This window comes from Pseudocitrobacter sp. 2023LY-00077 (assembly GCF_055796175.1).
Genome location: NZ_JBSPEI010000011.1, coordinates 213,706 through 227,945 on the forward strand (window position 1 = coordinate 213,706; position 14,240 = coordinate 227,945).

Genomic DNA, 14,240 nt, shown 5'->3' on the forward strand with positions numbered 1-14,240 from the left:
ACAAATTGATCTCTATAACGATCAATTTGTGTTGCAATAAAGCTCATCCTGGCAGTACAGTACGCGATAGCGACCACTGCCCAGGAGGCTACGAGTATGGAAACTTCAGATAACGAGCAAAATTTACAAGACGAATTTAGCGTGCGAACACAAAAGCTTGCGCTACTTCGTCAGTCCGGTAATGCCTTCCCTAACGATTTTCGCCGAGATGCGACATCACAATCCCTGCATCATCTCTATGATGCATTTAGCGCTGAAGCACTTAACGATCATAAAATAAGCGTTTCTGTCGCAGGGCGGCTGATGACTCGTCGGGTGATGGGAAAGGCGTCGTTCTTAACGCTGCAAGATATGGGGGGAAGAATTCAACTCTATATTAGCGCTAAGAGTCTTAACGCCGACCGCTACGACGCGCTTCTTAAACTCATCGATCAGGGCGATATCCTTGGTGCAACCGGTGTGTTGTTTAAAACACAAACCGGAGAACTAACCCTCGACTGCAAAGACGTGCGCCTCCTCACCAAAGCCGTCAAACCCTTACCCGATAAATTTCATGGCCTCACAGACCAGGAGCGTCGCTATCGCCAGCGTTATCTGGATCTCATCGCCAATGAAAAAACACGCCACACTTTCAAAGTGCGTTCACAAATCATGTCTGTGATTCGCGACTTTATGAATACGCGTCACTTTATGGAAGTCGAAACGCCCATGATGCAGCTTATTCCTGGCGGTGCATCGGCTCGGCCATTTATTACGCGTCATAATGCGTTAAACCAGGATATGTTCCTGCGTATTTCTCCCGAACTGTATCTCAAGCGCCTGGTGGTGGGCGGCTTTGAACGCGTATTCGAGATCAACCGCAACTTCCGCAATGAGGGTATTTCGCCGCGCCATAACCCCGAGTTCACCATGATGGAACTCTATATGGCTTATGCCGATTACAACGATCTCATCGACCTCACAGAAGCGCTGTTCCGACAGGTTGCAAAGGACGTTACGGGCGGTACAGAAGTAACCTATGGCGAGTGGTCCTTTGACTTTGGCAAACCATTTACACGTTTGACGATGAAAGAAGCCATTGTGAAATATGGCAGCGACATCCAACCTGAAGAGCTTGATTCGGCTGAGTCAACGCTCACGCTGGCGCAACGACTGGGGATTAAGCCAGAGATAAGCTGGGGGCACGGACGCATCATCACGGAAATCTTTGACGTCGTCGCTGAAAGCCATCTGATTCAACCAACGTTTATTACTGAATACCCTGCAGAAGTTTCGCCACTGGCACGTCGTAATGATCTTGACCCTGAGATAACCGACCGCTTCGAGTTCTTTATCGGTGGGCGAGAAATAGGCAATGGCTTCTCAGAGCTGAATGATGCCGAAGATCAAGCTGAACGTTTTATGGCACAGGTTGCATCACGAGATGCGGGCGATGATGAAGCAATGTACTACGACGCTGATTATGTCACGGCACTGGAATATGGATTACCGCCCACGGCAGGGCTGGGTATTGGTATCGACAGGATGGTGATGCTTTTCACCGACTCCCCTACCATTCGCGATGTCATTCTCTTCCCAACCTTGCGTCCGGTTAACTGAGCGATCGCAGGAGGAAGCGAATTGTGCAATGTGGTGTTGCATTTCAGCGCCAGAACCGGGTGTATTTGCAGCCTTAACGAACATGGAGAGTTTATCATTGGAACGTTGCTGTCAGGTGAAAGGCCAGCCTCAGGGGATCTATTGGTCAACGATCATAACGCCAACGGGCCAGCCAGCGTTTTTAACGTCACCCGTGACAGCAGGCTGACTATTGATATTCACTTTCGTACCTGTTCGGAGGTATGTGCTCGTCACTGGCTTAAAACACGCGGTGTGACATTTTAAAATAAACGCGGGCTTTTCTTGCCCGCGTAATCGTCCTGGCAACCAGAGGATGATGTCTTTCTGCACATTATTCAATCAGAGCATTTCAAAACATTAACAAAGAATCTTTATTTTACATTCAATCACATGCGTCATTGTTACAAATCAAAGAAATGGTTCTAAAGTTTGCACTCCTGTCGACACGGCTTATCTTTAAAGAAGGACAGCGAAAAGCTGTGTAACGATAAACCGAGGAGTGTTGCAGATGGCAAAAGTTCTGGTGCTTTATTATTCCATGTATGGACACATTGAGACGATGGCCAAAGCCGTCGCAGAGGGTGCAAATAAGGTTTCTGGCGCCGAAGTTGTCGTCAAACGCGTACCGGAAACCATGTCACCGGAAGCTTTCGCTAAAGCGGGCGGAAAAACGCACACCGCGCCGGTTGCCACGCCACAGGAGCTGGCTGAGTACGATGCCATCATCTTTGGTACCCCAACCCGCTTCGGCAATATGTCCGGGCAGATGAGGACCTTCCTTGATCAAACTGGCGGTCTGTGGGCTTCTGGCGCGCTGTACGGCAAAATCGGTAGCGTATTCAGTTCTACCGGTACCGGCGGTGGTCAGGAGCAGACGATTACCTCAACATGGACTACGCTTGCTCATCATGGGATGGTGATTGTTCCTATCGGCTACGGCGCGCAGGAACTGTTTGATGTCTCCCAGGTTCGCGGCGGTACGCCATATGGCGCGACCACCATCGCGGGCGGCGACGGTTCACGTCAGCCGAGCGAGGAAGAACTCGCGATTGCCCGCTATCAGGGTGAACATGTCGCCGGGCTTGCGGTTAAGTTAAAAGGTTAATCTTCAGCAGGAGGATTTCTATGCCAACACAAGAAGCAAAAGCTCACCACGTAAACGAATGGGCGAGCTTGCGCAACACCTCGCCGGAAATCGCCCAGGCGATTTTCGAGGTGGCCAAATATGATGAAAAACTGGCCGAACAGATCTGGGAAGAAGGCAGTGATGAAGTCCTCGCCCTGGCGTTCAGTAAAACCGATAAAGATTCGCTCTTTTGGGGCGAGCAAACCATTGAACGTAAAAACGTTTAATGAAATTTCTGTGTGAAAGACAAAGGCTCCCGATGGGAGCCTTTTCGTTATTATGCCCTTCCCCTACTTCACCGCGTCCTTCATCACCGTTTTAAACGTCTCCATCGGGCAGAAACCGTTGGCATCGACCGGGCACCCGTTCAGCGCCAGCGTCACGCGCTGTGGTGGCGATTGCAGCGTTAACGCCTGCGCGTCGCGAATTTGTTTCGTGCTTTGGTACAGATACTCAATCTTCATCAAATCACGATTGCCCTTCGCGTCATGCCAACGCTGGAAGACGATCTTTCCACCAATCGGCGTGCGTTCGTGCTGGTCATGCAGCTGGTAAGGTTTGAAATCGAGCGCGGTCAGTAGCGAGGCGATATTGGAATCATGTCCCACCATCAACGTCACTTTGGCAGATTTGTCTGCCTGCGCAACCAGCGCGTTATTGATATATTTCACCAGCGGCGCAGCGACATTTTGCGCCACCTCTTTTGAGGTGAAGAGGCTGTCCTGATAACCGTTCTTCAGCTGCGATAACACGCGCCACTGCTGGTCGGTTTTGATTTTACCCCACGCCACCTGATCCAGCGGGAAGCCCTCGTAATACTGCAACGTAAAGGCATCCACCAGCGAGTTACCCACCTTCAACGGCCCGGAAACGCCCGGCTCTTTCTGGTATTGCGCGCTGAAGCTGTCTTTCGCCCCGTTCAGGTCGCATTGCTGTTTTTCTTTGCAACTCGGCGACTGGCGGTAATCGGCGATTTGCTCCAGCAGCTTATAGCTCTCGTCGAGATGCATCTGCTGGCGCTCTTTTTCCATCGCCTGTACGGCCTGCTGGCTGAACTGCGCAGAATCGACGGTGATCACCGGGTTAAAGGTCGGGTCCATGGTCCCCATTTCAGCCTGATGATGAACCGGAATATCACATCCCGGAAACGCACCCGTGATAAAGAATTGCGCCGTCGCCACCGTGCGTTGCAGGCTATTGGCATACGCATAAACCGTGTTATCCGTCGGGCACTCGCCAGAAGTCACCATCCCCTGCTGCGCCAGCCATTCACGCATGTAATGGCCCATATAGATTTCCAGCACGCCGCCTTTGGTGGTGAGTTGCCCACCAGGGACATCCCATTCCGGCCAGCTTTGCGGAGTGGATTGTTCCAGCACGCTGCCATTATTGGCGAGCGGTGCGCGCAGGTTGTGCCGGCTCATAATCAACACTTGCTGGAGCTGGTATCCCTCCGGGGAGGTCTCTGCCTGCGCGGCAATGGAGGTTAATAGTGTCGTCGCCACCGCGACGGCCAGTACGGCTTTTTTCATCCCTCAATCCTCTTTGCGTGATAACCCACCGCTTGATTGTGACAGTAATGTGACAATTTTCCGGGGGTTAGCTCGCAAAGCTGGGATTAAGCGCTTAATTTCATCACGTTGGCGAATAACGGCCAGGCTGCCAGCGTTTCGCCAGCAGGCCCAGCGCGGCGCACAGCAGGTAGTACACCAGACCGACAAAGATAAATATCGCCATCGGGTAGATTTGCACCCGATTGTTCACCTGCCCGGCGACGGTGGTCAATTCCGGCACGTTGACGATAAACGCCAGCGAGGTATCTTTCAGCAGGCCGATGATTATCCCCAGTAGCGACGGCATGACGTTCTTCAGCACCTGCGGCAGGAGGATAAAACGCAAGCTCTGCCCGGCGCTAAAACCTTGCGTCAACGCGGCTTCATATTGCCCGGCTGAAAGCGCGCGAAGCCCCGCCAGTACCGAATGCATCACCGATGCGGCCGTGAACCAGGCCAGGGCCAGTGTGACCGTCAATGCGCCGGGTAAATCACTGCCGGTCAACATCGGCAACAGATACCAGAGCCAGAAGATGACGAAAATCAGCGGGATACCGCGAATAATTTCCGCCCACAAATAGAGTAGCTTGCGTACCACACCGTCATAGCGCCAGGCCAGGCAGGCGAGAACAATACCGCCAGGCAGCGCCAGCGCCCCAGCCCCTAATGCCATCATCAGCGTCAATACTACGCCGCCGGGTTCGCCGTCCATCAGGCGGCCCCAGAGTAAATAATCCAGGTTATCAATAATGACCGCCATATTAGCGTCCATCTTCAACGCTCCTTGCTGTCTTCAACGTGACATTTTTTACCCGTTTCGCGCTGCCCACTGGCGATGGGCCGAAGCGCGTGAACAGTAAACCCAACACGATCCCGGTGAGAAGATACAGCCCCGTGCCGACCGCAAAGGCTTCCAGCGCATGGGCGTTATAACTTTCAATCTGGCGCACCTGATAGGTCAGCTCGGCGAAACCAATACCACTCGCGAGGGAGGAGAGTTTCATCAGATTCAGATACTGCCCCACGATCGGTTGCCAGGCGTTCGCCAGCCCCTGTGGTAGCAGAATATGTCGCAACATACCCCACGTGCTAAAACCCTGTGCCAGCGCAGCTTCCCGCTGACCATTCGATACGCTATGCAGGCCCGATGCCGCTTCTTCAATCAAGAACGCCGAGGTAAATACGCCGAGCCCCCATGCAGAACAGAGAAACTCCGGCGTTAGCCACCAGACATCACCCGGCAGGATAGACCAGCTGTGGTCGTCATTGACGAAATCCCGCACGCCCTGCGGCAGCAGATTCCACGCGGCGAAATACCAGAACAGAAGCTGCACCAGCAGTGGCGTATTGCGAAACAGAGACACCCACGCGGCGGTGATGCCACGCCCCACGCCTCCGCCCGACAGACGCAGCGCCAGAAACAGAATCGCCAGCAGACTCGCCAGCACAATACCTGCCAGCGTTACCCACAGGGTGGTCAGGAACCCGGAAAAGATCCATTGCAAAGGCTGCCCGCTCAGCACGCCCTGCCAGTCAAACAAGTGAGTCACTCAGCACGCTCCTGATGCAGCGGGTCGAGCACTTTTTGCAAGAACCGCACGGCGCGGGGATGCTGTGGCCGCGTAAAGAACGCCTCAGGCGGCGCAACTTCCAGCACGTCACCGCCGTCGATAAACACCACCCGGTCAGCGATTTCACGCGCAAACTGCATTTCGTGCGTCACCACAATCATCGTGATGCCGCTGTGCGCCAGCGTCTGCATGACCTGCAACACTTCGCCGATCATTTCAGGATCCAGCGCCGACGTAGGCTCGTCGAACAAAATTATCTGCGGTGAGGATGAGAGCGCGCGGGCAATCGCAACGCGTTGTTGCTGGCCGCCGGAAAGCTGCGAGGGCATATGGTCAGCTTTCTCTTCCAGCCCGACCTTACGCAACAGCTCCAGCGCCCTGGTTTCGGCTTTGGCATGTGGCCAGCCATGCACTTTCTCCAGCGCCAGCATGATATTTTGTCGAGCAGTCAGATGGGCGTAGAGGTTAAATTGCTGAAAAACGAAGCCAATACGACTACGCAACTGCCTTAACGCGTTACCCGTAAGCTGAGAGGTCGCTTTACCATCAATCAGAATTTCACCACCGCTCAGATTTTCCAGTTGGTTTATCAGGCGAATCAGCGTCGATTTTCCCGAGCCAGATGGGCCCAGGATTGCCACCACTTCCCCGGAGTGAATCGTTAAATCGATACCGTTCAGCACGCGATGGTCGCCATAGCTTTTCACTGCCTGACGAAATTGCACGCTCGCCTGCTGAAGATGGGAGAAATCCGCGGCCTTTGCCGCGGAACGAGAGAATAATGCCGACAACATACTATTTTGCTTCAATGGTGAAAGAACGCGGCTGCGGCGCTTTGGTCGCCGGGCCAAACCAGGTGTCGTAAATTTTTGCCGCTTCGCCCGATTTCTCCAGGCTCACCAGCTCATCATTCACCGCTTTTAACAGCGCGGGTTCGCCCTTTTTCACACCCACGCCAATTTCTTCTTTGCTCAGTAAATCCGGGATGATTTTGAATTTCGCTTTATCCGGCGCTTCGCCAAGCAGGCCCGCCAGGATAGTACTGTCCTGGGTTATCGCCTGCACGTTGCCATTACGCAGCGCGGTGAGCGCCAGCGGGATATCGTCATAGGAGAGCACACGCGCCTGCGGATAACGCTGGTGAAGCGTCTGTTCGCCGGTTGTACCTTTTACCGCGCCAATGCGCGCTTTGCTGTAATCATCCAGTTTATCGCCAGACGCCGCAGGCACCAGGAATTGCTGCCCGGTCACGAAATAAGGCGTCGAGAAATCAATAACCTGCGCACGCTCCGGGGTGATGGTGATATCCGCGACGATGAGGTCCGCCTTGCCCGATTGCAGCAGCGGAATGCGGTTAGCCGGGTTGGTCGCCACCAGTTCCAGTTTCACGCCCAGTGATTTTGCCAGGGCTTTAGCAAAGTCAATGTCATACCCCACCAGCTCATGCGTTTTGGCATCGACTGAGCCAAACGGCGGATTGGCGTCAAAGGTTGCCACTTTCACCACGCCTTTGGCTTTAATATCTGCCAGCTGATCGGCCTGTGCCGGAATAACCGCCAGCGAGCTGACGGCCAGCCCCACAAATATTGCCAGCTTCTGTACGGTGTGTAATTTCAGTGCCATAGTTTTTCTCCGATATCCCTGTTTTTGTTGTGTGCTGTTACGCTCCCATAAGCTTTCGTTCTCACCAAATAACGAATCTTTATTATCAAGAGCAAAAAAATATTAGTGAAAACATTGTTGTATGAAGGTAAACAAATTAACAAAGCCTAATGCCAGTTATCGCAAAAGGTCAGCCAATATTGTTATTTCATCTTTTCAAAGGAAGGGGGTTTACTGGTTTTATACGGTTTAAATCACTCTGGAGAGAAGAATGAAAACATTACTGACAGCACTTTTACAGCATCTGCAACAAATATGGCTGGGGTCTGATGAACATAGCGCTGAACGCGTTATCGAGTCTGTGTTACCCGTCGCCAGCCTGTACGGTGTGGATGTCGCTAATATTGAGCCGGAGTGGTTTCGTGACAAAGCACGCTGAGAAACGTCTTATCCGCGAAACCTACTGGAATGAACTGTGCGCTCACCCTGCTAACTGATTGACCGCGTCACCTCCTGAGACGACGGTCAATTTCGCGCTATTCGTGTACAGCAATCCTGTCCGCTACCTGCTCCGCCAGGCGCAACACCTCCCGCGTCATCGGCGTATCCAGTCGAATTTTTAGCTGCCCGACCACCCGGCCCTGAATCGGCTCACAACTGCTGTAAACCAGTCGAGCGTTTTCTCCCTCCAACACTTGAGCAATGATGGCGCTGCACTTTTTAGGTCTTCCGGGTTTTGAGCCGTTGTAGGCCGGGCAAGCGAAGCGCCCCCGGCAACGGTGCCGAGTTGCGCCTGATGGCGCTACGCTTATCAGGTCTTCCGGGTTTTGAGCCGTTGTAGGCCGGGCAAGCGCAGCGCCCCCGGCAATGGCGCCGAACTCGCCTGATGCGCTGCGCTTATCAGGCCTACGGGTATGAGCCGTTGTAGGCCGGGCAAGCGCAGCGCCCCCGACAATGGTGCCGAACTGCGCCTGATGCGCTGCGCTTATCAGGCCTACGGGTTTTGAGCCGTTGTAGGCCGGGCAAGCGCAGCGCCCCCGGCAACTGTGCCGAACTGCGCCTGATGCGCTGCGCTTATCAGGCCTACGGGTTATGAGCCGTTGTAGGCCGGGCAAGCGCAGCGCCCCCGGCAACTGTGCCGAACTGCGCCTGATGGCGCTGCGCTTATCAGGCCTACGGGTTTTGAGCCGTTGTAGGCCGGGCAAGCGCAGCGCCCCCGGCTATGGCGCCGAACTGCGCCACCGGCAATCAATCACACCGTACCAATTCGCCACTGATACCCCGGCGGCGTGCCGTTCACGGCGTAATCCCCCACGATGCGCGCCTTGTAAACGCGCGGGTTATGCGAGACCAGCGTGCGGGCATTGCGCCAGTAGCGATCCAACCCGTGCGCAGAAGACGTTGCCGATGCGCCAAGCGCATCAAAAAGACGCGTCACCGCATCCAGAATTAACGCTGACACCACGGTTTGCCCCTGGGCAATAGCCAGTTCCGCCTGCTGATTGGCGCGATCCGCCGCCTCGGCGTGTCCGATAGCGTCAAATGCCTGCTGCAAGGCGCGGGCGCCCTGCACCACAATCGCATTCGCGCCATACACCGCGCTGTAGACCTCACCCACGATCTGTAAGATTTGCGGGTCCTGCGCTGCACGCGGGCCGTTGCCGTGGGAGTAGCTGCGCGTGCGGGTACGCACTGCCTGCGCCACATCCTGTGCGGCCGCCAGACCAATGCCGGTTAATGTCGCAAGATGCACCAGTTGATAGAACGCAGGATCGTAGGACGTCGCCGATTCATGGCGCGTCAACTCTTCCGCCTGCACTGGCGCGTCGGCAAACAGCGTCGTGCCGCTGGCCGTCAGCCGTTGACCGAATCCGTCCCAGTCATCTTCTACCGTTACCCCTTCAGCGTGGCGATTCACCACCACATTGACCCACACACCCTGTTCATCGCTCACGCCGGTGTTGATCCAGTCGGCATACAGCGACCCGGTGGTGTAATATTTTTTACCGTTCAGTCGATAGTGTTCCCCTTCGCGCACTATCTGTGAGGTAAACGTTCCCTGCTTCGCGTCACCCGGTTCGCTCCAGGCGTTGCCAACCCAGTCCCCCTGGGCGAGTCGGGCAAACCAGCGTGATTGCTTCCCGACATCCGCAGACGCCAGCACGCTTTCGACAAAACCAAAGTGACCACGCAGCGCCTGGGTAATATTGGAATCCGCCGCAGAAAGTTCGGTTAGTAGCGCAAAGAACTGCGGCAAGCTGGCACCATAGCCGCCCGCCGCAACCGGCACGCGCAGCGCACCGAAGCGCACGGCTTTCAGCCACTGGAGCGGTTCAAAAAGCAGTTCTCGCTGCTGCTCACGGGCCTGCGCGCCTTCACGTATACGCGCAAACACAGGGCGAAAAGTTTCTGCCAGCGCGGCGTATTGCGGATCGTTATCATTGCTTTGTAGCGCCCAGAATGCGGTCATTGTTTTACCTCTTGTTTGAAGTTGTCGGTATAGCGGGCAGGATCGCGGTACGCGTGCGCCGGATGGTTTTCCGGCAGCAGCGGCCCCCGGCCAAACATTTTTTCCCGCAGCGTTTTTCCCTGTGGATAATGGGTTCGGTAAACGCCGCGCCGTTGCAATTCCGGCACCAGCCACTTCACCACATCATTAAAGGTTTCATGCGCCACAACATACGAAAGGTTGAAGCCGTCCACGTCGCTCTCCTCAACCCATTGCTGAAGCTTGTCCGCGACGGTTGAGGCCGATCCCACAAACACCTGGCCCAGGCCACCAATGGCACCATAATCAGCGAGATCGTTCAGCGTCCATGAGGTGTCGCCCGCCGCAAAACGCGCCACCAGTCCAGATGCCGGTTCCGGTAATTGTGGATACGGCACATCATGCGGCAGCGCAGCAAGATCAAGCCCCGTCCAGCCCGAGATCAGCGCCAGTGCGCCGGGGCGAGAGATATAGCGCTGATACTCCTCATATTTTTGCTGTGCTTTTTCATCGGTCTCTTCCACAATCACCGTCACCAGGGTGTAGACCAGCACATCGCTTCCCTGCCGCCCGTTAGCGACAACCTGTTCGCGCAGGGAGGCGACATAACTCTTCAAGCCGCTCAGGGTGTGAGAATTCACAAACACGCTCTCGGCGTGGCGAGACGCAAAGTTGACGCCCGCGCCGGAGGAACCGGCCTGGAATAGCAGCGGCGTGCGCTGGGGCGAAGGTTCACTCATCTGCACGCCCGGCACGCGAAAATGTTCACCGTGGTGGCGAATGGGATGCACTTTCTCTGGATGCGCAAAAATGCCCTTTTCCTTGTCGCGCACCACCGCATCCTGCTCCCAGCTGCCTTCCAGCAGCTTATACACCACTTCCATGTACTCTCCGGCGCGCTGGTAACGCGCATCGTGCTCCAGCAACGCCTGTTGCCCGGTATTGCGCGCACCGCTGTCGAGATAGGAGGTCACAATATTCCAGCCCACGCGACCGCCGGAAAGATGATCGGCGGTCGCCAGACGGCGGGCAAAGGTGTACGGATGCTCATAACTGGTGGAAATTGTGACGCCAATCCCCAGATGTTCGGTGACCATTGCAATGGGCGCGATCAACTGTAAAGGATCGTTAAGCGGGATCTGCGCCGCATCGCGCAGCGCCGCTTCGGTATTACCACCGTAAACATCGTAATAACCAATCACATCAGCGATAAACAGGCCGTCGAACAGCCCTTTCTCCAGCAGGCAGGCGAGCTCCGTCCAGTAGGCGAGATCTTTATACTGCCAGGAGCGATCGCGCGGGTGTCGCCACAGCCCGGAAGCCTGATGCCCGACGCAGTTCATCTCAAAGGCATTCAGTCGTATCTGTTTTTTCATCAAGGGGCTCCCCTCGCAACGCGGCGATAAAAGGTAAGAAATGCATGAAAAGGATTCAGGAAACGGCGTGGTGACTGACCAGTAAATCCAGCGCGCTCTTGCGATAACTGGCGAGTTCACTGGCGTTACGATCGCGCGGATGCGGGAGCGAAACCGCGACATCACGCAGTACACGCCCTGGTTCGCCGCCCAAGATGACCACCCGGTCGCTGAGATAAAACGCTTCATCCAGATCGTGAGTTACCAGCAGTACCGCAATCCCGTATTGACGCGCCAGATTGAGCACCAGATTTTGCAGGTTCATGCGCGTAAACGGATCAACGGCGCTAAAGGGTTCATCCATCAGCAAAATCTTCGGGCGCCCGTACAGTCCGCGCGCAATCGCTACACGCTGCGCCTGTCCGCCGGAAAGCTGTTTGGGCAGCTTGCCGCGATGGCTGCTGAGGCCGACATCGTTAAGCAATTGTGTCACCCAGGCCTCGTCGGCGCGGTTGTCGTCTTCGAAGCCAATATTTTGTTCAATGGTCAGCCACGGGAACAGGCGCGCTTCCTGAAACACCACGCCGACGCGGTGATCCTGGCGGGTGCTCTGCTCTTCGCCGTACAGGCAACGCCCGCGATAATCGGTGTCCAGCCCGGCAGCAATTCGCAGCAGCGTACTTTTGCCGCAGCCGCTGGCGCCCAACAGGCTGACGATTTCGCCCTCGTCCAGGCGAATGTGGATGTCGCGCAGAATAGTCCGTTCGGCAAAGCTTTTCTCAATGTGCTCCAGCTGTAAAATTGCACCCATGATTAACGACCTCCTTCGTAGTTATCCCGCCAGGTCATCATGCGGTTTTCCAGTTTTTTCAGCAGGCTATCGGAGAGTTTGCCCATCATCGCAAGCGTAATAATCGCCACCAGCACCAGGTCCGGGCGCGAATTTTCACGACCATCGGTCAGCAGATAGCCGACACCCTGCGTCGCCGCCAGCAGTTCTGCCGCCACGACGCAGAGCCAGGACATTGAAAGCCCACTGCGCAGCCCGGTAAACAGATAAGGCCGCGCGGCGGGAAGGATAATTCGACGGATCAGCTGCGCCCCGCTCAGGCGATAGAGCGTGCCGAGTTCAATCAATTTGCGATCGACGTTGCGGATCCCGGCCACCAGGTTGAGATAAACCGGGAAGAACGCGCCAATGGCGATCAGCGTGATTTTGGCGCTTTCGTCGATGCCCATCCAGATAAGCAGCAACGGCACCCACGCGAGGCTTGGGACCGCGCGCAACGCCTGGAAGGTCGGGTCAAGCCAGCTTTCGAGGCTACGGCTCAACCCCACCAGCGATCCCACCAGCACGCCCAGCGACGCGCCGATGGTAAAGCCTGCCAGCACGCGCAGAGAACTGGCCAGAATATGCTGCCACAGTTCCCCCTGCGCCAGCTCGACAAAGCTGTAGAAAAGCTCTTCCGGGGGCGGCATCACCCATGCCGGGATAATCCCCAGCCGCACGATTATCTCCACGGCCAGCGCCGCCAGAATCGGCAGCGCCCATCCGCGCAGGTTATAGCGCTTAACGGTAAATCGTCGTGGCGGTTTAACCTTCGTCCCCCGCAAGATATCGGACATAGGCTTATTCCCCCACAACCTGCTTGGCCAGCGCGCTATCCACCAGCGTATTCAACGCTTTTTCAGGATCGGTGCCGGAACGCAAAATTTTGTCCTGCTGTAGCAGAGGAATCACCGGTTTGATGGCATTCAGATGCGCTTCGCCAGGGATCGGTTTGGTCAGGTCATAACGGCTGAGCTGCAGCTTGATAACTGGTTCCGGCAGTTTGGTTTCTGCGGCAATCACTTTCACGGCCTCGTCCGGATTGGCGATGATCCACTGGCGCGCTTTGTCGTAAGCGGCAATCACCTGTTTTACCGTGTCAGGATGTTCCGCAAGGAATTTCTCGTTGGTATTAAGGAACGCCGCAACGCCAAATTTGTCGTTACTGTAGAGCACTTTATCTCCTGCCAGTTGCCCCGCCGCCATATGCGGGTCCAGCCCGGCCCAGGCGTCAACGCGTCCCTGCTCCAGTGCGGTACGGCCATCAGGATGCTGAAGATGAACAATGTTCACATCGCTCGGTTTCAGTTGGTTGGCTTCCAGTGCGCGCAGCAGGAAGAAATAGGGATCGGTGCCTTTGGTCGCCGCAATTTTCTTGCCTTTCAGTTCATCGATCGATTTCAGCGGTGAATCTTTTTGAATGAGCAGCAGGCTTGGGACGTACCAGAGATAGCTGTATACCGCTTTCACCGGCTGGCCGTTGGTGCGGCTGACAAACGCCGAAATACTGGAGGTGAGCGCAAACTGCGTTGAGCCGCTGTTCAGGAACTCCAGCGAGTTATTCGAGCCGCGCGATAATACCCAGCGCACTTCCGTCCCCTGCGGTTTTAATTCATCTTCCAGCCAGTGATTTTTCTTCACGATCAGGCTTTCCGGGGCGTAGTAAGCGTAATCAAGACTTAATGTCGGTAACGCCTCTGCCTGGCTGTAAAACGCGGCGAACGTTAGCGCCAGCGCAGATGCGGTTCTGGCGAAAAAGGTTTTTTTAGCGTGCATGGTGCGGCCCCAAATGTGCGATGTGATTATTGTTGTTTCTGTTTCGCCACTGTAGGGGAAAGCCTTAGGGCTACAAAATAACAATTACGCAGAAGGTTATTAACATTTTTGAAATGTAGTGCGCAATTTGCGGGATACTGGTGACAAATCTGTTGACGTCCGCCCCCGGTTATAGCGCATAATACTGTATAAACATGGGTCTTCCCCGATCATGGTGGGAAGGCTCAGAACGCCATATTCAGCTTTCCGTAGTGGAACATCACCCCCAGTTTAAAGCGCTCCCGGTTTCGGTATCCCCTGGCTTTTATCCTCAGCAGCCT

At 55.3% G+C, this 14,240-nt stretch carries 14 protein-coding genes; 4 read left to right on the forward strand and 10 right to left on the reverse strand.

The window, feature by feature from the left end; all coding sequences use genetic code 11:
• Positions 1-96 precede the first annotated feature (96 nt).
• The 3 genes from lysS (at position 97) to ACWWFX_RS15975 (ending at position 2,973) form a co-directional block, all read left to right on the forward strand.
• Positions 97-1,599, forward strand: coding sequence for a lysine--tRNA ligase (gene lysS / locus ACWWFX_RS15965; protein WP_473224231.1), 1,503 nt, complete (start codon positions 97-99; stop codon positions 1,597-1,599).
• Between the two features lie 529 nt (positions 1,600-2,128).
• Complete coding sequence (gene wrbA / locus ACWWFX_RS15970) at positions 2,129-2,725, forward strand: NAD(P)H:quinone oxidoreductase (protein ID WP_015964935.1); 597 nt, start codon at positions 2,129-2,131, stop codon at positions 2,723-2,725.
• A 20-nt stretch (positions 2,726-2,745) separates the two neighbouring features.
• Positions 2,746-2,973 carry a YccJ family protein gene (locus ACWWFX_RS15975; protein WP_015964936.1) on the forward strand — a complete coding sequence of 76 codons (228 nt, stop codon included), beginning with the start codon at positions 2,746-2,748 and terminating at the stop codon, positions 2,971-2,973.
• Positions 2,974-3,036: 63 nt separating this feature from the next.
• Here the strand turns inward: ACWWFX_RS15975 and agp are convergent, their stop codons facing one another.
• The 5 genes from agp to ACWWFX_RS16000 form a co-directional block, all read right to left on the reverse strand.
• Positions 3,037-4,278 carry a bifunctional glucose-1-phosphatase/inositol phosphatase gene (gene agp, locus ACWWFX_RS15980; protein WP_473224232.1) on the reverse strand — a complete coding sequence of 414 codons (1,242 nt, stop codon included), beginning with the start codon at positions 4,276-4,278 and terminating at the stop codon, positions 3,037-3,039.
• Between the two features lie 103 nt (positions 4,279-4,381).
• On the reverse strand, positions 4,382-5,071 hold the full coding sequence (locus ACWWFX_RS15985) for an amino acid ABC transporter permease (RefSeq protein WP_473224233.1): 690 nt from the start codon (positions 5,069-5,071) through the stop codon (positions 4,382-4,384).
• Positions 5,061-5,849, reverse strand: coding sequence for an amino acid ABC transporter permease (locus ACWWFX_RS15990; protein WP_473224234.1), 789 nt, complete (start codon positions 5,847-5,849; stop codon positions 5,061-5,063). The genes ACWWFX_RS15985 and ACWWFX_RS15990 overlap by 11 nt, the downstream gene beginning before the upstream one ends.
• Positions 5,846-6,664, reverse strand: coding sequence for an amino acid ABC transporter ATP-binding protein (locus tag ACWWFX_RS15995; protein WP_473224235.1), 819 nt, complete (start codon positions 6,662-6,664; stop codon positions 5,846-5,848). Before ACWWFX_RS15995 ends, ACWWFX_RS15990 begins: the two co-directional genes overlap by 4 nt.
• A gap of 1 nt (position 6,665) precedes the next feature.
• A complete protein-coding gene (locus tag ACWWFX_RS16000; protein WP_231827716.1) occupies positions 6,666-7,493 on the reverse strand; it encodes an ABC transporter substrate-binding protein in 828 nt (275 codons plus the stop codon).
• A gap of 250 nt (positions 7,494-7,743) precedes the next feature.
• Here ACWWFX_RS16000 and ACWWFX_RS16005 point away from each other — a divergent pair, with 250 nt between their 5' ends.
• A complete protein-coding gene (locus tag ACWWFX_RS16005) occupies positions 7,744-7,911 on the forward strand; it encodes a hypothetical protein (protein WP_276220268.1) in 168 nt (55 codons plus the stop codon).
• Positions 7,912-8,724: 813 nt separating this feature from the next.
• Here ACWWFX_RS16005 and ACWWFX_RS16010 read toward each other — a convergent pair.
• From ACWWFX_RS16010 to ACWWFX_RS16030, 5 genes are read right to left on the reverse strand one after another with little or no spacing between them, the layout of a single operon-like run.
• Entirely contained in the window at positions 8,725-9,942 is a 1,218-nt protein-coding gene (locus tag ACWWFX_RS16010) for an acyl-CoA dehydrogenase family protein (RefSeq protein WP_473224236.1), read from the reverse strand.
• Positions 9,939-11,336: an LLM class flavin-dependent oxidoreductase gene (locus ACWWFX_RS16015; protein ID WP_473224237.1), complete on the reverse strand. Its 1,398-nt coding sequence runs from the start codon at positions 11,334-11,336 to the stop codon at positions 9,939-9,941. The genes ACWWFX_RS16010 and ACWWFX_RS16015 overlap by 4 nt, the downstream gene beginning before the upstream one ends.
• A 55-nt stretch (positions 11,337-11,391) precedes the next feature.
• On the reverse strand, positions 11,392-12,126 hold the full coding sequence (locus tag ACWWFX_RS16020) for an ABC transporter ATP-binding protein (protein WP_015964950.1): 735 nt from the start codon (positions 12,124-12,126) through the stop codon (positions 11,392-11,394).
• A 2-nt stretch (positions 12,127-12,128) separates the two neighbouring features.
• Positions 12,129-12,941, reverse strand: a complete 813-nt coding sequence (locus ACWWFX_RS16025; RefSeq protein ID WP_108474460.1) for an ABC transporter permease — start codon at positions 12,939-12,941, stop codon at positions 12,129-12,131.
• Between the two features lie 4 nt (positions 12,942-12,945).
• Positions 12,946-13,920, reverse strand: coding sequence for an aliphatic sulfonate ABC transporter substrate-binding protein (locus ACWWFX_RS16030; protein ID WP_473224238.1), 975 nt, complete (start codon positions 13,918-13,920; stop codon positions 12,946-12,948).
• Positions 13,921-14,240 lie beyond the last annotated feature (320 nt).